This is a genomic window from Maritimimonas sp. 2205BS37-2 (assembly GCF_056591755.1).
This window is the reverse complement of sequence record NZ_JBWQOI010000003.1, coordinates 455,801-481,805: the sequence shown is the minus strand read 5'-3', so window position 1 is coordinate 481,805 and position 26,005 is coordinate 455,801. Positions and strand designations below refer to the sequence as shown.

The following is a 26,005-nucleotide window of genomic DNA, read 5'->3' as shown; positions in this document are numbered from 1 at the left end:
TATTTGTTCAGATGCAAACCAGAATACTTACTTTTCTATTATTCTTCTTCATTTCTTTAAGCTTCGCTCAAATTAAGGATAGTATTGGTTCGAAGTATTTAGAAGATCAAATTTATTTTGGACTAACTTACAATGTATTGAACAAACGTCCTGATAGTATTTCACCTAATGGATTCTCTAATGGATTCTTTATTGGATATATTAAGGATATACCTTTAAACAAACGACGAAATTTTGGAATAGGTCTTGGGTTAGGATATGGTAGAAACACCTATTTTCAAAACTTAGAAATATCTGAGGTTAACAATAACACCGTTTTTAAACCTGTAGATGGAACTTTTACAAGAAATAAGTTTTCGCTTCATAGTATTGAATTACCCATAGAAATAAGATGGAGGACTTCTACCGCAACCAAATATAAATTCTGGAGAATATATACGGGGGTGAAATTGGGCTACATTTTCACATCTAATGCCAAATTAATACAGAGTGAAACAACCGTTATTAGGAATATTTCTGAAGTTAATAAGTTTCAATACGGACTTACTTTAGCATTGGGGTATGGAACCTGGAATGCTACAGTTTATTATGGTTTAAATAATATCTTTTCAGATGCATTTATGAATAGTACTGGAAAATCAATTAATTCAAAAGAACTTAGAATAGGACTGATTTTCTACATATGGTAATGTAAAAAAATGCGATATGCCGCTAATTGTGATACAAATCCTATGAGCAGCCCTATATAGACTTCTAAGTTTTTATGAGCATCCAGCTTTAACCTAGAAACAGCTATAACTCCAAAAAGTACAAATAAAAAAATAATCAATATTAATAGATTTATTTCATATTGATAACTCATTATACAGACAAATGCAATTAGTCCCGAAATGCTTAAGGTATGCAGGCTGGTTTTAATTTTTAATGGAAAAAGAAGATAAACTAAGATTAACCCAATCCCACAACCAAAAAAGGAATAAGCTAATAAGTCAACAATTTTTGAGTCAAGTAGTAATTTTCCTAATAAAAAGAATAATAATATCATAAATAGTATTGGGAATTTACGTTCTCCTATGGTTTTCATATGATAATCATCTATAAGGCCAAAACGCTTTAGGAAAAAGACTAACAAAACAGGAATAATATATGTGGTTAAAAAAACAATAGCCAAAACAATACGCTCACTTTCATCAGGCATATGACTTGGTAGAATAATGAAATATAAAAAAGAAGCTATTGTTGAAAATAAAACTGGGTGAAAGATGTAAGATATAGTCCGATAGAAAAGCATACTTAAATTTCTTTACGTAACCTAGCAACCGGAATACCTAGTTGTTCTCGATATTTTGCTACGGTTCTTCGGGCAATGAGATAGCCTTTCTCCTTCAAGATAGCCGATAATTTATCATCTGTTAGAGGTTTCTTTTTATTTTCTTCTTCTATTACCGTTTGTAATATTTTTTTGATTTCACGTGTCGATACGTCCTCTCCTTGCTCATTTTTCATTGATTCAGAGAAAAACTCTTTAATCAATTTGGTACCATAGGGGGTATCTACATACTTGCTATTTGCAACCCTAGATATTGTTGATACATCCATGTTGATTTTATCGGCTATATCCTTTAAAATCATTGGCTTCAGCTTACGTTCGTCACCAGTCATAAAATATTCTTCCTGATGATACATGATAGCATTCATTGTTAGCAAAAGTGTTTGCTGACGTTGTTTTATAGCATCAATAAACCACTTGGCTGCATCTAATTTTTGTTTGATAAAAAGTACCGCATCTTTCTGCGATTTTGACTTATCCTTGGATTCTTTATATCCTTTAAGCATATTGTTATACTCTGAAGACACATGTAATTCTGGTGCATTTCTAGAATTTAAAGTTAATTCTAATTTACCCTCAATAATTCTAATTGAAAAATCAGGAACGATTTGCTCTACTATTTTACTTGAACTGGCATAAGAACCACCAGGCTTAGGGTTTAATTTTTCAACTTCTTGGATAGCCTTTTTAAGGGCTTCCTCATTAATATCAAACTTTTGTAAAAGTTTTTTATAATGCTTCTTTACAAAATGATCAAAGGCATTCGACAAGATATTTTTAGCAAGAGTCCGACTTTCGGTTTCACTCTTTCTATCTAGTTGTATGAGCAAACATTCTTCTAAACTTCGAGCACCTACTCCAGCGGGGTCTAATTGATGTACTACCTCGAGCATGCGCCCTACTTCAGACTCATCGGTATAAATATTGGTGGTAAATGCAAGATCATCAACAATATCTTCAATGCTACGACGTATATACCCACTTTCGTCAATACTACCAACCAAAAATTCGGCTATCTGACGCTCCTGTTCATTTAAACGAAATGTATTTAATTGATTTTTTAGGTGCTGATTAAAGGAAGTGCCAGCTGCATAAGGGATGTGCTTTTCATCATCATCACTGCTGTAATTATTAGTTTGTAACTTATAATTAGGCACTTCATCATCACTTAAATATTCATCAATATTGATATCAGCTTCAATAGTTTCATTACCCGAATCGTCGTAATCATCCTGCACTGTATCACTAAATGTGTCTTGTTCTTCTTTACCACTCTCTAGCGCCGGATTCTCTTCAATTTCTTGTTTGATCTTTTCTTCAAATGCTTGAGTTGGTAATTGTATAAGCTTCATCAGCTGTATTTGCTGTGGAGATAGCTTTTGTGATAACTTATATTGAAGATGTTGTTTAAGCATAAATGATAATTGCTAACCTAAAATTATGTATTTTTAAATAAATAAGGCTGCTAATTCTATAGTAATAATTAATTAATTAAAATTCTGCGTTCTGCGGTGTTCTGGGATAAGGTATTACGTCGCGGATATTACTCATCCCGGTAGTAAATTGCACTAAGCGTTCAAACCCTAGTCCGAAACCAGAATGTACTGCGGTACCAAATTTGCGAAGATCCAAATACCACCATAATTCCTTTTCATCGATACCCATACCTTTTACTTTTTCTAAAAGTACATCATACCGTTCCTCGCGCTGAGAACCCCCTACAATTTCACCAATGCCTGGAAAAAGAACATCCATGGCACGAACTGTTTTGCCATCATCATTTAAACGCATATAAAATGCTTTAATGTTAGCTGGATAATCAAATAATATCACCGGACATTTAAAGTGTTTTTCAACTAAATAACGTTCGTGCTCACTTTGCAAGTCAGCACCCCATTCATTGATTAAGAACTGGAATTTTTTCTTTTTGTTTGGTTTAGAATTACGTAAAATGTCAATAGCTTCGGTGTATGTAACACGTTTAAAGTTGTTTTCAACAACGAATTGCAACTTTTCCAATAGATTCATTTCGCTACGTTCATTTTGAGGTTTCATTTTCTCTTCTTGAGTTAAACGATTATCTAAGAACACTAAATCATCTTTACAATTATCAAGAACATAGCGTAGAACATTTTTAATAAAATCTTCAGCTAGGTCCATACTATCATCAAGATCATAAAAAGCCATTTCGGGTTCTATCATCCAGAATTCGGCTAAATGGCGTGTAGTATTTGAATTTTCAGCTCTAAAAGTAGGCCCAAAAGTATAAACCTTCCCTAAGCCCATTGCATAGGTCTCGGCTTCTAATTGACCAGAAACAGTTAAATTGGTTTCTTTACCAAAAAAGTCTTCCTTGAAATCTAGTTCACCGTTTTCATCTTTTGACGCTTTATCGACATCAAGTGTGGTTACACGAAACATTTCGCCAGCACCTTCAGCGTCAGAACCTGTGATTATTGGTGCATGAAAATTGTAAAAACCATTTTCTGTGAAATATTTATGCACAGCATAAGATAATGCTGCTCTAACCCGCATTACAGCACTAAAAGTGTTTGTTCGAACGCGAAGGTGTGCATTTTCACGTAAAAACTCAAAGCTATGTTTTTTAGGCTGAATAGGATATTCTTCCGGGTTTGAGTCTCCTAAAATCTCAATTTCTGAAACCTGAATTTCTACGGTTTGCCCTTTACCTTGACTTTCTACAAGTGTCCCAGTAACTGCTACAGAAGCTCCTGTAGTGATTCTTTTTAATACATCTTCATCCGTATTTTCAAAGTCAACAACACACTGTATATTTTTAATGGTTGATCCATCATTTAAAGCAATAAAACGATTCGCTCTAAAGGTTCTTACCCAGCCTTTTAAATGTACCTTTTGTAAATATTCTGTAGATTGTAATAGTTCTGCAACGTTCTTTTGCATCGTTCTAATTTTTATCGAAGTGCAAAGATAAGGATTGCAAGTATATTAACGATTGAACAAATCTAATTTTTGATAGAATCAATTAACTAACTAGATTCATTAAATACTGGCCATAGCCGCTCTTAAGTAATGGCTCAGCTATTTCAATAAGCTGTTGTTTGGTAATGAATTTTTTACGGAAGGCAATTTCTTCAATACATCCTATTTTTAAACCTTGTCGCTCTTCAATAACCTGTACATATTGCTGTGCTTGCATAAGTGATTTGAACGTACCTGTATCTAACCACGCAGTTCCTCTGCTAAGCATGCTTACTTTTAACTTACCCCTTTTTAGGTATTCTTTATTGACATCTGTTATCTCATATTCACCTCTGGCCGAAGGTTCTAGGTTTTTGGCAATTTCAACAACATCATTGTCGTAAAAATAAATACCCGGTACTGCATAATTAGATTTAGGTTCGAGGGGCTTTTCTTCAATAGAAATAACATTCTTGTTTTCATCAAATTCAACAACACCATAACGTTCGGGGTCATTTACGTGATAGGCGAAAACAGTACCACCATTGTTTTCATAAGCATTGATTAAGGCTCTGTGCATGCCAGTACCATAAAAAATATTATCACCTAATACCAAGGCTACTTTATCATCACCAATAAATTCTTCACCAATAACAAATGCCTGTGCCAATCCGTTAGGAATTTCTTGAACAGCATATTGAAAATTGCAACCTATTCTGCTACCGTCACCAAGCAATCTTTCGAACAATGGTAAGTCATGCGGAGTAGAAATAATTAATATATCGCGAATACCTGCTAACATTAAAGTTGAAAGCGGATAGTAAATCATTGGTTTGTCATAAATAGGCATTAACTGCTTACTTACTGCTAAGGTTAATGGATGTAGACGTGTACCACTTCCACCGGCTAGAATAATTCCTTTCATATTATGCTTTTTCTTTTTCTAATTTGGTTTCTTCATTTTGATCACCATTCATTTCTAATTCTTCCTCTTCCTTTGGAATAATTTTCATGGCAGGTTCTTTAAGAACCCTTTTGTTCGCAATACGTTGCTCCAACGATAATAATAACGACGGCAATAATAATAAATTGGACACCATTGCAAATAGTAAAGTGACTGAAACGAGTCCACCTAAGGCAATGGTACCTCCAAAACTAGAGACAATAAACACTAAAAATCCAAAAAATAGAACAATGGAAGTATAGAACATGCTTACACCAGTTTCACGCAATGCGGCATAAACAGATTTTTTTACGCGCCATTGATGTGCCTGTAATTCTTGTCTGTACTTGGCTAGGAAATGTATCGTGTCATCTACCGAAATACCAAAAGCAATACTAAATACTAAAATAGTAGAAGGCTTTATAGGAACTCCTAGATACCCCATTAATCCTGCGGTAACTAAGAGCGGTAGTATGTTGGGAAGTAATGAAATTAGGATCATTTCAAAAGAGCGGAACATCCAAGCCATGAAAATTGAAATAAGAAGGATGGCTAATGATAAAGAAACAACCAAATTTCTAATCAAATAATTAGTTCCTTTTAAGAATACCAATGCTTTACCCGTCATTTTTACTTCATAACGTTCTTCAGGAAATTCTTTTGCTATTCTGGCTTCTAAGCGTTCTTCAATACGCTCCATTTTTTCAGTGCCAATATCTTTCATAAATGTAGTTATACGGGCATATTGTCCGGTAGAGTCTACAAAATTATTGAGCAGATCAGAATTCGCATCGGAGTTTTTGGTGAATTCTAAAATAAAAGCACGTTCTTGACCATTGGGCAATTGATAGTATTTCGGATTTCCATTATAATAAGCTTGTTTGGAGTATTTTACTAAGTTTAAAACCGACACAGAAGGGGAAAGTTCTGGTATTTCATCAATGATTTCATTGAGTCTATCCATTCGTTTTAGAGTGGTTAATTTTAAAACTCCTTTAGGTCTTTTTGTGTCAATTATAATTTCTAGTGGCATAATACCACCAAATTCCTGCTCGAAGAAAACAATGTCTTTAAAGAAAGGTTTTCCTTTAGGCATATCTTCAATTAAACTACCAGAAATTCGAATCATATATACTCCGATAATACTTACTATAATAATGATTACTGTGGTAATGTATACGGCAATACGATTATGGCGCACAACATTTTCCATCCAATTAACAATACGGTCAATCCAACGTTTCTCTAGGTGCTTTAAGTGTTTACCTTTTGGTTTCGCCATAAAACTGTAGATTATTGGAATAATCAGCAGTGATAATATAAATATGGCTAATATGTTAATAGAAGCAATTATACCAAACTCATTAAGTAGTACACTCTTAGTAAAAATAAAAGTAGCAAAACCAGAGGCTGTAGTTACATTGGTCATTAATGTGGCATTACCAATTTTAGAAATAACACGTTGTAATGATTTTGCCTGATTACCATGACTCTTTACTTCATGTTGATATTTATTAATTAGAAAAATGCAGTTTGGAACTCCAATTACAATGATCAATGGAGGAATCAATGCCATTAAAACAGAGATTTCATACCTAAACAATCCTATAAAACCTAAGGCCCAGATTACACCAATACTTACCACTAGCATAGTTATAAATGTGGCTCTGAATGACCTAAAGAAAAAGAAGAATATTAACGAAGTAATAAGTAATGCCAAACCAACAAAAATGCCTATTTCGTCAATAATATTTTGGGCATTCATGGTACGGATATAGGGCATTCCAGATACACGCACGTCTAGATTGTTATCAGCCTCAAACTTTTCAATTAAAGGGTTTAAGTCCTTAAAAATAAAATCCTTACGCTTTATAGTGTTGACAATATCCTTTTTGATGTAAATAACAGAACGTATAGTGCCTGTCTTTTTGTTAAATAAAAAATTATCAAAAAAGGGTAGTTTATCAAAAAGTTCCTGTTTTATTTTTTGAACTTCTGCGTCTGTTTTAGGATTCTTTTGATAAAGTGATTCAACAACGAATTTTTTATTTGCATTATCCTTTTTTAATTTTTTAATATCTCCAACCGAAACACTAAAATCTACTTCGTCAAACGCATTAATATGACTTGATAGGGCATTCCAATTGTTGAATTTTTTTGCACTAAATATTGAAGAATCTTGTACGGCCAGAATAATAATATTACCTTCTTCTCCAAAAATTTCAAGGAACTTATTATATTCTAAATTTACAGGATGATCAGAAGGTAATAAATTAGCTTCTGTATGAGAAAACTTAATGTGCTGGGTTTGCGTATAAAGTAAATAGGTAATAATACCTAAAATAATAAGAATAGGAATTCTTCCTTTTAAAATAATACGAGAAACTAATGCCCAAAAATTCATTAAAAAAGAGTCTTTTTTTAAGAGTAACAAAGGTAGTAAAATAGTTTAGGTAAAAAGAGCTAAAGGCTTAAAAACCTAGGCTTAACACATAGGTTAGTTTTACGGCTAAATTATCTGAGAATTTCTCATTGCTATAAGCGCCATACCTGTAGAATGAACTAATACCAAAACCTTTAAACAAATGATTTAATACAAAACCAGACTCTAAATAACCTAGATTCATTTTTTTTATAGGGATGCTGTGATTTTGAGGCTCATCAATAGTTCCGATGGCGAATCTACTTATTAAGCTTAATCGTGGCCTAAATTTGTCGCTAATTTTAAAGCGATGAAAATTATGTCTTACTTGTAACGAAACATACCTATCTGAAATAAACTCGTTGAAAGTCATGGTCTCAAAAGCATTAGTTCCAGAGAAATTAATACGTTTTCTCCAAGGATTTCTTAGTGAATAATTAGGTGTTGCATTATACAAATGAGTTAGTGGGGCGTTACCACCAACATAACCTCCTTGTAATAGAAAAGAGGTAGAACTGTTGTGTAAAAGTTTAATTACATGTTCTACTTTTAAGTTAAATTGTGTAAAATCTATGTCACCTTTAAGAAGACCATCAAAACTTTTAGTGACTTGAGCAGTAATTTTTGGATACCCTTTTCTTACCGCAATTTTACCTACAGGAGAATTCATATACTTGCTAAAAGGAGTCCATTTAATTGCTAGGGTAGCAGTAGTTAATTTATAATCATCAAAAAGTTGTCCGTTGCTTATAAACTGATAGTCAAATTTTGTATTAAACTCACCATGGCTGAGTTTTACCTTTGATTCTACGTTTGGAAATACATCATGATCAAAATTAATACTGTAATTTCTATATCCATAAAACTGACTAATATTTAAGTTTCGCGGGTTGATCAATGAAAATGAAGTGTCGTCAAAGAGAAAATCAATCTTGGCAGCTTCTTGTAGGTCATCAGTATAACCTATTCCTAACCAGGTATTATTTTGCTTGCTTAATCGAATTGCTGATCCTAAATGATATTTAACTCTTTTATCTTTAAATCCATAGGCCATGTAGCCATCAAAACGAAGTTTTTTAGAGAAATTGGTGTTGGTAATACCTCCAAATCCTAACCTAAAACCTTCATAATTATTAAAATTAATAAGTTGACTTAAGTCAAAGTCAAAGTACTTGGTAGGATAATAACCTTTTAAGACTTTACGTGCAATATTTAATTTACGTTCAGCTCCTTCTTCTTGTGAAATACTATCAATGAATCTATACGTTTCTGTCCCCCTTTTAGTTATAGAATCTGTTCTGTAAGAATTCCAATAATCATTGCTTCGTTCTGAAGCGAAGTCGTCAATCTCTATACTTGAGGCTGAATTAATTAGTTTTAAAGGCTCGTTAATCTTTATATCAAAATTTGTAGTTTTCGATAGAAGATAAGTAATGTCACTAGGGTCTTTTTCTGTCTTCTGTCTTAAAGAATCATTTTCTTTACTTGCACTAAATGTAATCGATCCGAATAACTTAACGGGGGTTTTATTTTTTCCTTTTCTAATTGAAATTTCGGTAGTAACAGGAAACCAGAGTTTATGCGTTGGTTGATATTCAAATTTTTGTTCGGCTTTTACATTTACAATACCTTTTAGTTGAGCAATACCCTTTTCAAGCGCAAATTTTTTGGTGTTTATATAAAGTACTCCTTCCAGACCAATTGTTTCGCTAGTCTTTTTTGGCTTGTAATAAATCATGAAAGTAGAGTCATTTTTATGTATTACCGTATCTAATAACTTATAGTTGTAGTTTTTCAATGCACTTTTGGCTAACGGATTCACATATTTATTACCTAATAAAGTGTAGACTTCATCATAAAAGGTGAAGTTTTCTATATCTAATGCTAAGAACTCATAAACAGGCTGCTGAAAACCAGCCATTCGAGAAGCCAGAATGGTCTCTTTTTTATTTTTACCCCGCTTAAATTTATGTTCAGAAACTTTTTCGGTAAGATATAAATGGCTTTTTTCAATGCGTTTTTTAAATTCATAATTTGTTGAATCAAGCTTTTGAAAAATCTTCTTTCCTTTTTTAGTAATAAAAATTGAATCGATCTCACCCTTTATAGAATCGGGGTTGGCAGTTACAATAAACTTATTATAAGAATGATATTGAAAAGAGTTTAATGCCCTTTGTATATAATTTTTATCCTTATTAGCAATTGCTCTTTTTATAATTCTTAGTGCGGGATTTTCCTTGGCAACTACAACAACCTCATTAAGGTGTTCTTGTTTAGGGTCTAAGAATATTGCATAATATGAAACCTTATTGTCTATTGTGATTTTTTTCGATTTATATCCTACATAAGAAACCGATAGCGCTAAAATTGTACTTGTAGATCTTATAGTAAACTTCCCGTCGGCATCAGCAACAGTGCCGTATCCTGCATCAGTAATAATAGTTGCAAAAGGCAGTGCTTTATTTGTTTTTGCATCTTTAATGGTTCCAGAAAGAGAACTTTGAGCAATTACTAGAACAGGAAGTAGTAGTAAAAATAAGAAAGGTATTTTTTTCATTAAAAAAAATTGGCGCCTTAAAGAACTGTAAGATAAAATGAAAAAGCAACCCTCAAGGTTGCTTTTAACAAAAGTTTATCGAGTTCTCATGACAATGAAAGATTAAACCGTCATGATTTCAGCTTCTTTTTTAGCGTATAATTCGTCTATAATATTGATATATTTATCAGTAAGTTCTTGAATATCGGTTTCAGCATTTGATTTCATATCATCAGATACATCAAGTTTCTTAATGTCATTATTAGCATCTTTACGAGCATTTCTTACACTTACTTTATCATTTTCGGCTTCTGCCTTAGCTTGCTTAGCCAATTCGCGCCGACGCTCTTCTGTTAATGGAGGAACATTTATAATAACACTTTCACCGTTATTCATTGGATTAAAACCGAGGTTAGCGATCATTATTCCTCTTTCAATTTCTTGAAGCATGCTTTTTTCCCAAGGCTGAACAGAAATAGTTTGTGCATCGGGTGTGTTGATATTTGCTACCTGACTCAAAGGAGTTTGAGAACCATAATAATCAACAGTTACACTTTTAAGCATAGAAGGCGAAGCCTTACCAGCTCTAATCGCAACAAATTCTTTCTTTAAATGCAATACTGCATTGTCCATTTGCTCTTTTGCTGTATCTAAAATAAATTCAACTTCTTCGTTCATGTTAAATAATTTGAAATTCGAATTTAGCTAATCAAAAAGTAAGCCACAAATTATATGTTCACTTTTGTACCAATATTTTCTCCAGAAAGTACTTTCATTAAATTTCCTCTGGTATTCATATCAAAGACTACGATAGGTAATTCATTTTCTTGACTTAAAGTGAACGCGGTAGTGTCCATTACTTTTAGCCCTTTTTTCAAAACATCATCAAATGAGATGTCATCAAACTTAATGGCATTACTATTTTTCTCAGGATCATCTGTATAAATACCATCCACACGGGTACCTTTTAAAATAACGTCTGCATTGATTTCAATAGCTCTTAATACAGCGGCAGAATCGGTTGTGAAATATGGGTTTCCGGTACCACCACCAAATATTACAACACGCCCTTTTTCTAAATGTCTCATTGCTCTTCTTCGAATAAAAGGCTCAGCGACTTCGTTAATTTTTATAGCTGATTGCAAACGCGTTTGAACTCCAGAATTTTCAAGCGCACTTTGTAATGCTAATCCATTTATTACGGTAGCAAGCATCCCCATGTGATCACCTTGCACACGATCCATTCCTTGACTTGCACCGGCAAGACCTCTAAAAATATTGCCACCACCAATAACAATTGCTACCTCAACTCCTTTTTCAACTACACTTTTAATTTCTTCAGCGTATTCGGCCAAACGTTTAGGATCAATACCATATTGTCTTTCGCCCATTAAGGCTTCACCACTAAGTTTTAATAAAACTCTTTTGTATTGCATTTTTTTGAAAGTTTGACAAATATACAAAATAAGAAATCACAAAATCTAAATGTTTTTAGATTAGATATTTTGAGTAGAAGAGATTACATGTAGTTAATAGTTGATGAAAAATAAAAAACCCCGCCAATTGGCAGGGTTTTATTCCACGTAAGTGTGAATATTTTTAAACTAAAGCAACTCTTTTAAAGTCTACAATAGAAACATCACCTAATGTTTTAACATATTGAGCAACGCTTTGCTTATTGTCTTTAATAAATGCTTGATTCACTAAAGTGTTATCTTTAAAGAAACGCTTTAACTTCCCTTTAGCAATATTTTCTAACATAGCTTCAGGTTTTCCTTCTTGACGTAATTGATCTTTAGCAATTTCTATCTCTTTTTCGATCGTTTCTTGATCAACACCATCTTCATTCAAAGCGATAGGTGCCATTGCAGCAGCTTGCATAGCAACATCTTTTGCCACAACTTCAGCGCCTTCCGCAGTAGCAGAAAGACCTACTAAAGTAGCAATCTTATTACCTGCATGGATATAAGAACCTACAAATGGAGCTTCAATTTTATCGAAGGCACCAATTTCTATTTTTTCACCAATTACTCCAGTTTGCTCAATTAATTTATCAGCAACTGTCATTCCATTAAAATCAGAACCTAAAAAGTCTTCTTTAGAAGCAGCATTTAATGCTAATTCAGCTAGCTCGTTTGCTAAGTTTACAAAACCTTCATTTTTTGCAACAAAGTCGGTCTCACAATTCAATGAGATAACAGCGCCACTTGTAGCGCTTGTATTCACTTTTGCAATAACAGCACCTTCCGTAGACTCGCGGTCAGCTCTCTTAGCAGCTACTTTTTGTCCTTTTTTACGTAAAATCTCAATTGCTTTATCGAAATCACCTTCAGCTTCAACTAATGCCTTTTTACAGTCCATCATTCCAGCACCAGTTGCTTTTCTCAATTTATTTACCTCAGCAGCGGTTATTTTAACCATTTTTATTCAAAAATTTATTTATTAAATAATGAGTTTATTAATTATCAGCTACAGCTTTAGCTTTTACTTCTTCTGTATCAGCGGCCGCAACTTTAGCTTTTTCCTTGTCAGCTTTTCTTTCTGCTAAACCTTCTGCAATAGCATCAGTTACAAAAGATAAAATCTTATCTATAGATTTTGATGCATCATCATTAGAAGGGATTGCAAAATCTACTGGTCTAGGGTCAGAGTTTGTATCAACCATTGCAAAAATTGGAATATTCAATTTTTGGGCTTCGGCGATAGCAATATGCTCACGCTTTGTATCAACTACAAAAATAGCTCCAGGTAAACGTGTCATATCAGCGATAGAACCTAAGTTCTTTTCTAATTTAGCACGTTGGCGATCTATTTGTAATTTTTCTCTCTTTGAAAGTGCATTAAACGAACCATCAACTTTCATTCTGTCGATTTGTCCCATTTTTTTAACAGCTTTACGGATTGTTACAAAGTTTGTTAACATACCTCCTGGCCATCTTTCAGTAATGTAAGGCATATTTACACTGTTTGCTTTATCAGCAACAATATCCTTTGCCTGTTTTTTAGTAGCTACAAATAAAATCTTTCTTCCAGAAGCAGCAATTTTGTGTAATGCTTTAGAAGTATCTTCAATTTTAGCAGCTGTTTTGTATAGATCTAAAATGTGAACACCATTACGCTCGGTATAGATATACGGAGCCATGTTTGGGTTCCATTTTCTTGTCAGGTGACCAAAATGCACACCTGCGTCTAATAATTCTTTAATGTCAATATTTGCCATCTTTTTAATTTAGTTTACGTTCCGTTTTTGTTAGCAATAAATAAGTAGCCACATTGTGAGTCTTATTTATTTGGATGCTAAACTTTTACGATAACAGGTTTTTATTTAATTGTTTTTGTTCTTATTTGAACAGAAGTCAGAATTATAAATTCTGACAACTGCCAATAATAAATTAGATTAACGTTTAGAGAACTGGAATTTCTTACGTGCTTTCTTTTGACCAAATTTCTTACGCTCTACCATTCTTGGGTCACGAGTTAATAATCCTTCTGGTTTTAGAACAGCTCTGTTCTCTTCGTTAATGGCAACCAATGCTCTTGTTATTGCCAAGCGAATTGCTTCAGCTTGACCCGTAACACCACCACCATATACATTTACACTAATGTCAAAAGCTTTTTCATTATCTGTTAACATTAATGGTTGCTTTACTTTATATTGTAAAGTGCCAGTTGTAAAGTAATTGTTTAATTCTCTTTTGTTGATAGTAATGTTTCCTTTACCTTCAGAAACATATGCACGAGCAACAGCCGTTTTTCTTCTTCCTATTTTGTGTACTGTTTCCATTATCTAAGATCGTTAAGGTTAATTGCTTTAGGGTTTTGAGGCTCATGTTTGTGCTCATTACCAGCATATACATATAAATTTCTAAACAATGCGCTACCTAGTTTATTTTTAGGTAACATTCCTTTTACTGCTTTTTCAACCAATCTCGTAGGATCTTTTTGAAACATTTCTGTTGCAGTAAGCGATCTTTGACCACCTGGGTAACCTGTGTGGCGGATATAAGACTTAGCCTCCCACTTGTTACCGGTTAAATTAATTTTTTCAGCATTAATAATTACTACATTATCACCGCAATCTACATGAGGTGTGTAGTTAGGCTTGTATTTACCTCTAATTAGCATCGCTACTTTAGAAGCTAAACGACCCAATGTCTGCCCGTCCGCATCAACTAAAACCCACTCTTTATTTACAGTGGCTTTATTAGCAGATACTGTTTTGTAACTTAATGTGTTCACACTATTAGTTTTTTGTAATTAATAATTCATTTTACCCCTTCTTCAAAAGGGAGTGCAAATGTACAAACATTTATTTATATAACAAACAGTCAATTAGCTTATTTTTTTAAGCCTTTTTATCCTTTCAAAAAGTTAGAATTAACAGAATTTTAAGAAGTTTCACGATTTTTTTAACACTTGTCTATGTAACACCTTTTTTAACAGGCGGTCTTTACTAACACAAACTGAATAATTCAAATACTACCAAATGAAAAATCTACCTCTTCTACTTCTCTTTTTTCTGACCATTTCCTTATTTGCTCAAGAGGAAAAAAAGCAAGAAATAATACCCAAACGTATCTATACCACCAAATATGTTAGTCAAGAAAATGCGCCGGTCATTGATGGGATCTTGGACGATGCTGGCTGGAATGTTGTTGAGTGGGCTGGAGATTTTATAGAATGGAGACCTGATGAAAATACACCTCCACATCAACAAACCAAGTTTAAAATAGTTTACGATAAAAAGAACATTTATGTAGGGGTTAAATTATATGACAAACAACCTGATAGCATAGTAAAACGCTTATCTAGGAGAGACGGTTTTGCGGGAGATTGGATTGAAATAAATTTTGATAGTTATCACGATTTACGATCGGGATTCTCCTTTAATGTAACAGCTGCCGGCGTAAAAGGAGATGAATTTATTTCACAAAATGGTAATAATTGGGATGCCAGCTGGAACCCAGTTTGGTATGCAAAGACAAATATAGATGATGAAGGGTGGACTGCAGAAATGAAAATCCCTTTAAGCCAATTGCGTTTTGGAAAAGCAAAAGAACAGATCTGGGGATTACAGTTAAACAGGAGAATATTTAGAAAAGAAGAGCGATCGTTGTGGCAACGAGTGCCGCAAGATTCACCGGGATGGGTTAGTGAATTGGGAGAACTACATGGTTTAATAGATTTAGAATCACAAAAACAATTAGAAATTCAACCTTTTACGGTTGGAAAGGCCGATAGTTATCCTAGAGAAGATGGAAATCCTTTTCGAGACGGAAATGATTCTGAATTGAATGGAGGATTAGATGCAAAGATTGGAATTACCAATGACTTAACTTTAGACCTTACCGTGAATCCAGATTTTGGTCAGGTAGAGGCTGATCCGTCAGCGATCGCATTAGATGGATTTGAAATCTTCTTTAGAGAACAGCGTCCGTTCTTTGTTGAGAACAATAATATCTTTGATTATAGATTTTCGAGATCAAATGCAGGCGATACCTTTGGTTCGGATAATGTTTTCTTTTCGAGAAGAATTGGAAGAAACCCACAAGGCTTTCCAGAAATTGAAGATAATGAGTTTGTTGATCAGCCAATAAATACTACCATTCTCGGAGCCGCTAAATTTAGCGGTAAGACAAAAAATGGATGGTCTATCGGAGTTTTAGAGAGTGTTACAGGAAAGGAATATGCTGACATTGTTGAGGTGGTTGATGGTGAAGTAGTTGGGAGTAGAGAGGAGTTAGTAGAGCCTGCTACAAACTACTTTGTAGGACGTTTACAAAAAGATTTTAATGATAGAAATACCTTTGTTGGTGGAATCTTTACCGCCACAAATCGTAATCTTCCAGATCATTTAGAATTTTTACATAAATCAGCCTACTCAGGAGGCTTAGACTTTAGACATCAATGGAAAAATAGAGCCTGGTATGTTGGTGGAAATGTAGTATTCAGTCACGTTCAAGGAACCGAAGAAGCTATTGACAATACACAAAATTCATTTAGACATAGATTTCAAAGAGTTGGTGCCGATTATTTAGGTTATGATCCGAATAGAACTTCGTTGACAGGAACAGGAGGAAATATTCAAATTGGAAAACAAGCTCAGGGACATTGGCGTTTTGAAAGTGGCTTCACCTGGAGATCACCGCAATTAGAGTTAAATGATTTAGGTTTTCAGCGTTTGTCAGATGATTTAAGGCATTATACATGGGTTGGATATCGTACACTTAAGCCTTTTTCAATTTTTAGAACCTTGGGTTTGAACTATAACCATTGGTCAGCCTGGGATTTTGGAGGAAATCATAATCTCTTGCAATTTAATGTGAATAGCTGGGCAAACTTTAAAAATAACTGGTTTGGTAATCTAGGAATTACTTATGTTGGGGTAAACCAGTCTAACTTTGCATTGCGTGGAGGACCCCGATTAAGATTTTCACCAAGTATTTTCTTTTGGAATAATATAGGAACAGATAATAGAAAAAAGGTGAGATTAAATGTAGGTCACAATGGAAATCGATCTTTTGATAATTCTAGAAATAGGTATAGGTTTTACTTCGGTATTTCGTACCAGCCATTGAATGCGGTTAGGTTATCTATAAATCCTTCATATAATCACAATAGCGATAAAATTCAGTTTGTTGAAAATGTTGAAGTTGGAGATAATGTTAAATACATTAATGCTACAATAGATCAACGTACATTGAGTGCCTCTATGAGAATTAACTATACAATAAACCCTAATCTAACGGTTCAATATTGGGGGCAGCCTTTCGTATCTAGAGGAAGGTATACAAATTTTAAGTACATAACGAATGCACAAGCCAATAATTTTAATGATAGATTTGGATTATTTTCAGAAGATCAATTAACCTTAGATGAAGAAGAAGGACTTTATTTAGTTGATGAGGATGTAAATGGTACCACTGATTATTCTTTCGGTAAACCAGATTTTTCATTCGTTCAGTTTCGCTCAAATTTGGTTATTAGATGGGAGTATATTCCTGGTTCTGAAGTTTTCTTGGTTTGGTCTCAGGGAGTTACGGGAGATGGTAACCCTGCCAATGGATTATTCACGAATCTTGACAATCAAATTTTTGGACAAGAAAAAGACAATACATTTTTGATCAAAGCTACTTATCGCTTTAGATTATAAAATTTAACAGTGTAGATTTAAAATTAACAAAACCTTAAGAAGGCTTTGTAGTACCTTGCTCCTGCAAGAAGAATGGTGTACGATGAGGCAAAATTAATCATACACTATGCTTACAAACCTACGCTGCAAAAGCTGTTTATTTCTTGTTCTGCTCTTATGTTTTTTTCAAAGCATTATAGCTCAAAATGAGCAAAATAAAACGGTTCCAAAACGTATCTACACTACAAAATACGTGGCGCCAGATAAGGCTCCGGTTATTGATGGAAAGCTTAACGATTCTGGGTGGGAAACAGTAGACTGGGCGACCGATTTTATCGAAAACGAACCCGATGAAAACACACCACCAACCTTTCAAACACGCTTTAAGATAGTTTATGATGATAAAAATCTTTATGTAGGAATTCAATGTTTTGATAAGGCACCTGATAGTATAGTCAATAGGTTGTCAAGAAGAGATGGTTTTATTGGTGATCGGGTAAATGTGTTGATTGATAGTTATAATGATAAGCGAACAGGTTTTGTATTCACTACAACGGCTGCCGGAGTTAAAGGTGACGAAATAGCCACTGATAACGGTGATAATATTGATGATAGTTGGAACCCGGTTTGGTATACAAAAGCATCTATTGATGAAGAAGGGTGGAATGCCGAGATGAAAATACCCCTAAGTCAATTGCGATTTGGTAAGAATAAAGAGCAAGCTTGGGGACTGAATATTGTACGTCGCATATTTAGAAAAAATGAAACTTCTTTATGGCAGCGTATACCAGCAGATGCACCTGGCTTTGTGAGTGAGGCAGGAGAACTACATGGATTAATAGGCTTAATTCCTCAAAGGCAATTAGAAATTCAACCTTTTACAGTATTACAGTATGATACTTTTCCTAAAGATGGAAATAATCCTTTTAGAGACGGAGATGATTTTATATTAAACGGAGGTTTAGATGCTAAAATAGGAATCACTAATGACCTTACACTCGACCTCACGGTAAATCCTGATTTCGGACAGGTAGAAGCCGATCCCGCCGCAATCGCCCTAGATGGTTTTGAAGTTTTTTTCAGAGAACAAAGACCATTTTTTGTAGAGAATAAAAATATTTTTGATTTCCGTTTTGGTGGTAACCGGGATAATTTATTTTTCTCTAGACGTATTGGTAGAAACCCTCAAGGGTCGGTCACTACAAACGGAGACGATTATATTGATAGGGCATCTAATACTACAATTCTTGGGGCTGCAAAATTTAGCGGTAAGACCAAAAATGGTTGGTCCATTGGTTTATTAGAAAGTATAACTTCAAGAGAAGTGGCTGAAATAGCAAACAATGATGATGTATCAAAAAGAAGAGAAGCAATTATAGAGCCTTTGACGAATTATTTGGTTGCAAGAGCTCAAAAAGATTTTAATGATCGCAATACATTTGTAGGTGGAATCTTCACAGCTACCAATAGAAATTTAGGGAGTCAGTTTAGCTTTGATTATGATAGTGACGCAGAAATTTATACAAATTCTGAAACGGGCGAGGTGGTAGATCCGTTTTTGATTGGAAGAAAAGAAAATAACCTAATGAGTTTACGTGAATCAGCTTATTCAGGAGGTGTTGATTTTAGACATCAATGGAAAGATAGAAAATTCAATTTAGAAGGTAATTTAATTTTTAGCCATGTTAGAGGAAGTAAAGAATCGATAGAAAACACGCAAACATCTCTAACGCATTTGTTTAATAGAGTAGATGCTGGTCATGTTGAAGTTGATGCTGATAGAACATCATTAACAGGAACCGGAGGTAAATTAGAATTTAGCAAACAAAGTACTGGTAATTGGAGGTATGGAATAGGTGTTAACTTTAGATCTCCTGAATTAGAGTTAAACGATATAGGCTTCTTGCGTCAGGCAGATGAAATTCGTCAATACGGATGGTTGAATTGGCGTACGTTAAAACCTACTGGAAGATTTAGAAATATTTGGGCAGGGTTTAATATGTTTACTACCTATGATTTTGATGGTAATTATAACCGTGTTCAGTATCGTTTAGGAGCTTTTGCTCAGTTTAATAATAATTGGTGGATTGATGGTGCGGTTTTTCATAAGCCTAGAATTTATACTAACACTATTTTAAGAGGTGGGCCGCGTTGGCGTTTTTCAAGAGAGAATATTAGCTTTTTATTCTTTGGCTCTGATCGAACCAAAAAGTTTAGTTTTAGAGCAGGCTATGTATATTCTCAAGCTAAACAAAATAATTTCTCATTCTTAAATTTAGAAACGCGATTTATTTATCAACCAATAAATTCTTTTAGTATTTCTCTGAGTCCTGAGTATCAACGAAACCCAAATAAAACGCAATACGTAACTGAGGTAGATTTTAATGATGAGCCAAGATATATTTTGGCGAAGATCGATCAGCAAACCCTTAGCGCAGCAATACGATTAAATTATACCATAAATCCGAATTTAACAGTTCAATATTATGGCCAACCTTTCGTTTCACGTGGTAGATATACTAATTTCAAGTTTGTTACAAATCCGTTAATTGACAACAGAACAAATCCTATTGCAGATAATTTGAATGATCGATTTATTGCTTATACAGATAATCAAATTCAAAAAGTTGATGACACGTATTTAATTAATGAAAGTGGTATCACAACAGATTATGAGTTTAGTGATCCTGACTTTTCTTTTGTACAATTTCGCTCGAATTTGGTAGTTCGTTGGGAATATATACCGGGCTCAGAAATCTTTTTGGTTTGGTCGCAAGGTGTTACAGGCTCTGGCGATCCTGGGAATCACTTATTCAGAAACTTAGATAATCAGATTTTAGGTCAAGAAAAAGACAATACATTTTTAATCAAAGCCACATATCGATTTAGAAGATAGCTTTTTAGTATCATATCTAATAAATTAGTTAATGAATTTCTAGAAGACTAAATTAATGATTACCAATATCATCAATACTTACTTTTTCGAGTTGCTTTTTTTTATGCCAAGATTTTTTAAGATAAATATATAGTAAATAGCAACTTAAAATACCGAAAGGTAATGCTAATAATCCTAATGCGCGATCACTAACATCATCAATTGAAGTTGAACTCCACAACTCATAGGCGATACCAATAAATATTCCTGACATAAAGGTTCCGGCGTAATATATAACCACACCTAGAACGGCATAGCCCCATTTATTTTTATCATACTCTTCTGCTAACCTGTAAAAGTATTTTCCTATAAAATAAAGTAATATTAATCCTAACATAGTAAATTGAATTTCGGTTTTTTAACAACAATTAATGTGCTTCAAGCCAATTAGACCCAAGGCCTAGTTCAACATCTAACGGAACGGATAATTTATAGGCGTTTTCCATTTCAGATTTTATAATAGGCTTTATAATTTCTAATTCATCTTTATGCGCATCAAATACAAGCTCATCATGCACTTGTAAAAGCATTTTTGATCTGAACTGTTCTTTTTCAAATCGCTGGTAGATATTGATCATGGCCAGTTTAATGATATCGGCGGCACTTCCTTGAATAGGAGCATTTACGGCATTTCGTTCTGCAGCACCACGCACTACAGCGTTTCTTGAATTAATGTCTTTTAGATAACGACGGCGTCCAAGTACGGTTTCGACATAGCCATTTTCGCGAGCAAACCCCACTTGTTTTGAAATATAATCACGTAGCTTAGGATACGTGGCGTAATAGGTGTCTATTAATTCTTTGGCTTCACTTCTGTTTAATGAAGTTTGATTGCTTAAACCGAAGGCCGAAACGCCATAAATAATACCAAAATTTACGGTTTTTGCATTACCGCGTTGTTCTCGGGTAACTGCATCTAAGGATACATTAAACACCTTTGAAGCGGTGGAGGCATGAATATCTTGCCCTTCTTTAAATGCCTTTATCATCGTTTCTTCATCACTTAAAGCAGCAATGATGCGTAATTCAATTTGTGAATAGTCTGCGGCCAATAATATGTGATCTTTATCTCTTGGTATAAAAGCCTTTCGTACTTCACGACCTCTTTCGGTTCGAATGGGAATATTTTGAAGATTGGGATTATTAGAGCTTAAACGACCAGTAGCCGCAACGGCCTGCGCATAAACTGTATGAACCCGCCCTGTTTTAGGGTTAATCTCGTTGGGTAAGGCATCTACGTAGGTGCTTTGTAATTTTTTATATTGACGCCACTCTAAAATATTGGCAACAATTTTATGATCTTTAGCCAAATAGCTTAATACATCTTCTGCTGTTGAATATTGTCCGGTTTTTGTTTTTTTAGGCTTGTCGACAAGCTTTAATTTATCAAACAAAATAGGGCCAAGCTGTTTGGGTGAGGCTAAATTGAATGTTTCACCTGCTTGTTCATAAATGTTTTTTTCAAGACGATCTATATCTTCAGTTAAAACAGATGAGAAGTCTTTTAAGAAGTTAGTATCAAGATTAATTCCTTCAATCTCCATGGCTGTTAGTACAGATACTAAAGGAATTTCAACTTCATCAAATAGTTTGGTAACATTGCCAGAAGCTAACTCTTTTTCAAAATGTTCTTTTAACTGTAAGGTTATATCTGCATCTTCAACGGCATATTCGGTTTGATCTTTTAAAGGAACCACGCGCATTGACAACTGATTTTTCCCTTTTTTGCCAATCAATTCAGTAATAGAAACCGGTTGATAATTGAGGTAGGTTTCTGCCAATATATCCATATTATGACGCATATCTGGATTGATTAGATAATGCGCAATCATGGTATCAAATAATTTTCCTTTTACAGGAATGTTATAGTTTGATAAAACTTTAATGTCATATTTTAGATTATGGCCAATTTTTTCAATTGATTGATTCTCAAAAAATGGCCGAAATTCTTCTATGATAGTTTGAGTTTCTTCTTGGTCTTCAGGAAATGCTACGTAGTATCCTTTACCTTTTTCCCATGAAAAAGCAACACCAATTAATTCAACCTCTAACGCTTTTAAGCCAGTAGTTTCGGTATCAAAACATACCGAAGTTTGCTGTAATAATTTTTCAAGCAATAGTTTTCTTGAAAGCGATGTATTAATGAACTGATAAAAGTGAGCGGTGTTACTAATGGTTCTATAACCGCTTACTTCTACTTCATCTGTGTTTACGGTTCCGGACCCTGGAGTTGCAAAAAGATCAAATTGCTGACCACCGATAACGGGAGGTTTCGCCTGAGTTTTTAAAGTCGTTTTTAGAGGTATTTCTTCTGAAGGAGTAAAGGTTTTAATTAGGTTTTCGGTGAGTCGTCTAAATTCTAACTCTGTGAAGACGTCTTTTACTGCATTTAAATCGGGTGTATTCAACTCAAAATCTTTCTCATCAAAATCTACTGGGACATCTAATAAAATACGTGCTAATTTTTTCGATAAAAGACCTAGTTCAGCATTCGCCTCTACTTTTTCTTTCATTTTTCCTTTTAGCTGGTCGGTATTTGCTAATAAGCTCTCCATACTTCCAAATTGCCCAATAAATTTTTTAGCAGTTTTCTCTCCCACTCCTGGTAATCCAGGAATATTATCTACCGAATCTCCCATCATTCCTAAAAAATCAATTACTTGCTCAGGTCTTTCAACTTCAAATTTTTCTTGAACTTCTTTTACACCCCAAGTTTCATACCCGCCTCCAAAACGTGGGCGATACATGAAAATATTCTCTGAAACGAGTTGTGCAAAATCTTTATCGGGTGTTACCATAAAGGTTTGGTAACCTTCCTTTTCTGCTTTTTTAGCGAGTGTACCGATAATATCATCGGCTTCATAACCTTCTTTTACAATAATAGGAATATGCATCGCTTTTAAAATTTGTTCTATGTATGGAACTGCAATTTTAATAGCTTCTGGGGTTTCGTCACGATTCGCTTTATATTCGGCAAACATTTCTATTCTATCAACACTTCCTCCTTTGTCAAAACATACCGCTAAGTGGTCTGGCCGTTCACGTTTAATTACATCTAATAATGAATTGGTAAACCCCAAAATAGCTGAAGTGTCCATGCCCTTTGAGTTAATACGAGGATTTTTAATAAAAGCATAATAACCTCTAAAAATTAAGGCATAGGCATCAAGTAGAAACAGGCGTTTTTGTTGTGACATGTTAGTGATTTTGAAAGTATATCAAAACTACAAAGATTGTTTTAAATATACCTTGATTTGAAACTTTGATTTTGACGATATTTCTTTAAACCAGTTTTTATTCTTAGCTTGAAAGCAGTAATTATAAAGGTGCGGGTTTTGTAGAAAATAAGTCTGTCAAAATATCTTTAACACTTTAATAAGAAAATAGAATGGTTGAAATGGTATTTTTGCCAAAAAAATAAATAAATGTTACGCTGGATATTTTTTATTGCATTTTATCTAATTGTTGATCTCTATGCATTTCAAGCTTTTAAAACCACATTTAGAAACAAATGGTTGCACCTAATTTATTGGCTAGTTACCCTTTTAGTAATAGGTAATTTTATATATCAGTTTGTATCTTTTAATCGTAATGTAGGTTTAACTACCTCGATAAATAATGCTATTGGTTTTTTTCTAACGCTATTTGTACCTAAACTACTTATTTTACTTTTTGTATTTGGTGAAGATATTATTAGAGTACCGCAAGCCTTATATAGAATGGCAACAGAAGGAAAAGCCGCCGAAGGCAATTATTTCCCATCAAGAAGGAAGTTTGTAAGTCAGCTGGCTTTAGGTTTGGCGGCCATACCTTTTACTTCGCTTTTATACGGAATGTATCGTGGAAAATATAATTATAAGGTCTTAAAGTACTCGATAGAATTTGATGATCTTCCAGATGCTTTTGATGGGTTCCAAATCACACAAATATCTGATATTCATAGTGGGAGTTTTGATAATAAGAAGAAAATAGAATACGGTATTGATTTGATAAATCAACAAAACTCCGATGTTATTTTATTTACCGGAGATATGGTGAATAATCACGCTGATGAAATGTTGCCCTGGTTAGATTCTTTTAAAAAGCTTGAGGCAAAAGAAGGGATGTTTTCTGTATTAGGGAATCATGATTACGGTGATTATGTAGCGTGGGAGAGTGCTGAGGCAAAAATAAAAAATATGGATAACCTTAAAGAAATCCATAAAGAAATAGGGTTTGACCTTTTATTAAATGAGCATCGTTTTTTGGAAAAAGGTGGTGAAAAGATCGCTTTGATTGGTGTAGAGAATTGGGGTGCAGGAGGCTTTAAAAAAGCGGGAGATCTCAATTTAGCCGCTAATGCCACAAAAAAGGAAGATTTCAAAATTTTACTGAGTCATGACCCGAGTCACTGGGAACAGGAAGTTAGAAATAATGATAAACATTTTCATTTAACCCTTAGCGGACACACACACGGTATGCAGTTCGGAATTGAAATACCGGGATGGATAAAATGGAGCCCTGTGAAATGGCGTTATAAGCATTGGGCCGGTATCTATCAAGAGGCCGGTAGGTTTATTAATGTTAATAGAGGTTTTGGGTTTTTGGCATATCCTGGTCGAGTTGGTATTTGGCCAGAAATTAGTGTTATTACGTTGAAGAAAAAAGAGAAAGCACTTGCTTAATTAATACTTGATTAAAGTAGCTTGCAGTAAGCTGTTGAAAAAGAGCCTAGAAACGAGTTAAATTTTCAAAAAGTATACTATATTTGCTTTAGATAGTATTATTAGCCCAAATGTATTGTCTAAATTAAACTCATGCTTATGGCAAAATTTGGCGAATTAATTAGTTCTAATATTCCAACGCTTATTGATTTTTATGCTGATTGGAATGAGAATAACGCGAATTTACACAAAGTGTTGCGTGACGTTGCTGCAGCTTTAGGTGACAAAGCTAAGGTGATCAAGATTGATATTGACAAAAATGAAACCTTGGCAAATGCACTGCGCATAAAAGGAAATCCAACCTTTATCATTTATAAAAATGGTGAAATGAAATGGCGACAGTCTGGCGAGCAAGACGCTAATACACTTATTAGTCTAGTTCAGCAATATATCTAGTAGCTCGCCTATTTTTCGAATACTAGACACTAAGTGCTTCAAATGTATATCCCCTTACAGTAAAATATTCTAGAACTTTCGGTAGGGCATATAACATATTTATTGCGGCTTTATCGCTATCATGAAAAACAACGATACTTCCCGGATTTGTGTTTTTTAAAACGTTTTTTAAAACTTGCTCTTTGGTTATAGTTTTATCCCAATCATAAGACAAAACGTCCCAAGTAATAATTTTATATCCAAGTTTTTGCAGTTGCTTTGCCTGTTGAGGTTTTATTCTACCATAAGGAGGGCGAAATAATCTTTGCTGTTCTAAAAGCCGATGAATTTTCAAAATAGCTTTGTCAGCACGTATAGTGTTGTTAATATATTCTTGTGTATTGGTTTGCCAGCCTTTTAGATGATTAAAAGTATGATTACCTACGACATGTTCATTAGCTACGATTTTTTCTAGAATCTTAGGGTTTTCTTCTACGTTTTTACCAATACAGAAAAAAGTGGCTTTAGCCTTATAGTTATCTAAAATTCTAAGAACTTGATCGGTTACTTTAGGTGTAGGACCATCATCAAAAGTGAGGTAGATCACTTTTTTATTGGTTTTTATACTCCAAACATAACTTGGAAAAAGTAGTTTGAGAATAGAAGGCGTTTTAACAATTCTCAAAGCG

20 protein-coding genes are annotated in these 26,005 nt (G+C 34.0%); 5 read left to right on the top strand and 15 right to left on the bottom strand.

Annotated elements, in window-relative coordinates; all coding sequences use genetic code 11:
- Nucleotides 1-11: 11 nt before the first annotated feature.
- A complete protein-coding gene (locus tag AC1EUU_RS15215) occupies nucleotides 12-689 on the top strand; it encodes a porin family protein (protein ID WP_480202303.1) in 678 nt (225 codons plus the stop codon).
- On the opposite strand, the gene AC1EUU_RS15210 is transcribed toward AC1EUU_RS15215, so the two are convergent.
- From AC1EUU_RS15210 to rplM, 12 genes are all read right to left on the bottom strand, one after another.
- Nucleotides 677-1,198, bottom strand: coding sequence for a hypothetical protein (locus AC1EUU_RS15210; RefSeq protein WP_480202302.1), 522 nt, complete (start codon nucleotides 1,196-1,198; stop codon nucleotides 677-679). The genes AC1EUU_RS15215 and AC1EUU_RS15210 overlap by 13 nt on opposite strands.
- 95 nt (nucleotides 1,199-1,293) lie before the next feature.
- The gene (rpoN, locus tag AC1EUU_RS15205; RefSeq protein ID WP_480202301.1) at nucleotides 1,294-2,745 is read right to left on the bottom strand and encodes an RNA polymerase factor sigma-54; all 1,452 of its coding nucleotides are present in this window, start codon (nucleotides 2,743-2,745) and stop codon (nucleotides 1,294-1,296) included.
- Between the two features lie 76 nt (nucleotides 2,746-2,821).
- Nucleotides 2,822-4,252, bottom strand: a complete 1,431-nt coding sequence (gene asnS / locus AC1EUU_RS15200) for an asparagine--tRNA ligase (RefSeq protein WP_480202300.1) — start codon at nucleotides 4,250-4,252, stop codon at nucleotides 2,822-2,824.
- 82 nt (nucleotides 4,253-4,334) lie between these two features.
- A complete protein-coding gene (gene rfbA / locus AC1EUU_RS15195) occupies nucleotides 4,335-5,195 on the bottom strand; it encodes a glucose-1-phosphate thymidylyltransferase RfbA (protein WP_480202299.1) in 861 nt (286 codons plus the stop codon).
- A 1-nt stretch (nucleotide 5,196) separates the two neighbouring features.
- Nucleotides 5,197-7,617, bottom strand: coding sequence for an efflux RND transporter permease subunit (locus AC1EUU_RS15190; protein ID WP_480202298.1), 2,421 nt, complete (start codon nucleotides 7,615-7,617; stop codon nucleotides 5,197-5,199).
- A 67-nt stretch (nucleotides 7,618-7,684) separates the two neighbouring features.
- On the bottom strand, nucleotides 7,685-10,192 hold the full coding sequence (locus AC1EUU_RS15185) for a DUF5686 and carboxypeptidase-like regulatory domain-containing protein (protein WP_480202297.1): 2,508 nt from the start codon (nucleotides 10,190-10,192) through the stop codon (nucleotides 7,685-7,687).
- 102 nt (nucleotides 10,193-10,294) lie between these two features.
- Nucleotides 10,295-10,849, bottom strand: a complete 555-nt coding sequence (gene frr, locus AC1EUU_RS15180; protein ID WP_480202296.1) for a ribosome recycling factor — start codon at nucleotides 10,847-10,849, stop codon at nucleotides 10,295-10,297.
- Between the two features lie 50 nt (nucleotides 10,850-10,899).
- Nucleotides 10,900-11,607, bottom strand: a complete 708-nt coding sequence (pyrH, locus tag AC1EUU_RS15175; RefSeq protein ID WP_480202295.1) for a UMP kinase — start codon at nucleotides 11,605-11,607, stop codon at nucleotides 10,900-10,902.
- A 163-nt stretch (nucleotides 11,608-11,770) separates the two neighbouring features.
- Nucleotides 11,771-12,592 (bottom strand): translation elongation factor Ts, encoded by an 822-nt coding sequence (gene tsf / locus AC1EUU_RS15170; protein ID WP_480202294.1) that lies wholly within the window; start codon nucleotides 12,590-12,592, stop codon nucleotides 11,771-11,773.
- A gap of 37 nt (nucleotides 12,593-12,629) precedes the next feature.
- Complete coding sequence (gene rpsB / locus AC1EUU_RS15165; protein ID WP_480202293.1) at nucleotides 12,630-13,391, bottom strand: 30S ribosomal protein S2; 762 nt, start codon at nucleotides 13,389-13,391, stop codon at nucleotides 12,630-12,632.
- Between the two features lie 177 nt (nucleotides 13,392-13,568).
- On the bottom strand, nucleotides 13,569-13,955 hold the full coding sequence (rpsI, locus tag AC1EUU_RS15160) for a 30S ribosomal protein S9 (RefSeq protein WP_480202292.1): 387 nt from the start codon (nucleotides 13,953-13,955) through the stop codon (nucleotides 13,569-13,571).
- On the bottom strand, nucleotides 13,955-14,410 hold the full coding sequence (rplM, locus tag AC1EUU_RS15155; RefSeq protein WP_480202291.1) for a 50S ribosomal protein L13: 456 nt from the start codon (nucleotides 14,408-14,410) through the stop codon (nucleotides 13,955-13,957). Before rplM ends, rpsI begins: the two co-directional genes overlap by 1 nt.
- 247 nt (nucleotides 14,411-14,657) lie before the next feature.
- On the opposite strand from rplM, the gene AC1EUU_RS15150 reads away from it, so the two are divergent.
- Both AC1EUU_RS15150 and AC1EUU_RS15145 read left to right on the top strand, forming a co-directional pair.
- Nucleotides 14,658-17,324, top strand: coding sequence for a DUF5916 domain-containing protein (locus AC1EUU_RS15150; protein WP_480202290.1), 2,667 nt, complete (start codon nucleotides 14,658-14,660; stop codon nucleotides 17,322-17,324).
- Between the two features lie 106 nt (nucleotides 17,325-17,430).
- A complete protein-coding gene (locus AC1EUU_RS15145; protein WP_480202289.1) occupies nucleotides 17,431-20,199 on the top strand; it encodes a DUF5916 domain-containing protein in 2,769 nt (922 codons plus the stop codon).
- Between the two features lie 52 nt (nucleotides 20,200-20,251).
- On the opposite strand, the gene AC1EUU_RS15140 is transcribed toward AC1EUU_RS15145, so the two are convergent.
- Together AC1EUU_RS15140 and polA are read right to left on the bottom strand one after the other, a co-directional pair.
- Entirely contained in the window at nucleotides 20,252-20,575 is a 324-nt protein-coding gene (locus AC1EUU_RS15140; protein WP_480202288.1) for a hypothetical protein, read from the bottom strand.
- Between the two features lie 31 nt (nucleotides 20,576-20,606).
- Nucleotides 20,607-23,435 carry a DNA polymerase I gene (polA, locus tag AC1EUU_RS15135; RefSeq protein WP_480202287.1) on the bottom strand — a complete coding sequence of 943 codons (2,829 nt, stop codon included), beginning with the start codon at nucleotides 23,433-23,435 and terminating at the stop codon, nucleotides 20,607-20,609.
- 228 nt (nucleotides 23,436-23,663) lie between these two features.
- On the opposite strand from polA, the gene AC1EUU_RS15130 reads away from it, so the two are divergent.
- Nucleotides 23,664-24,902, top strand: coding sequence for a metallophosphoesterase (locus AC1EUU_RS15130; protein ID WP_480202286.1), 1,239 nt, complete (start codon nucleotides 23,664-23,666; stop codon nucleotides 24,900-24,902).
- 138 nt (nucleotides 24,903-25,040) lie between these two features.
- Nucleotides 25,041-25,337: a thioredoxin family protein gene (locus AC1EUU_RS15125; RefSeq protein ID WP_480202285.1), complete on the top strand. Its 297-nt coding sequence runs from the start codon at nucleotides 25,041-25,043 to the stop codon at nucleotides 25,335-25,337.
- A gap of 22 nt (nucleotides 25,338-25,359) precedes the next feature.
- Here AC1EUU_RS15125 and AC1EUU_RS15120 read toward each other — a convergent pair whose 3' ends face one another.
- The gene (locus tag AC1EUU_RS15120; RefSeq protein ID WP_480202284.1) at nucleotides 25,360-26,001 is read right to left on the bottom strand and encodes a polysaccharide deacetylase family protein; all 642 of its coding nucleotides are present in this window, start codon (nucleotides 25,999-26,001) and stop codon (nucleotides 25,360-25,362) included.
- Between the last annotated feature and the right edge of the window lie 4 nt (nucleotides 26,002-26,005).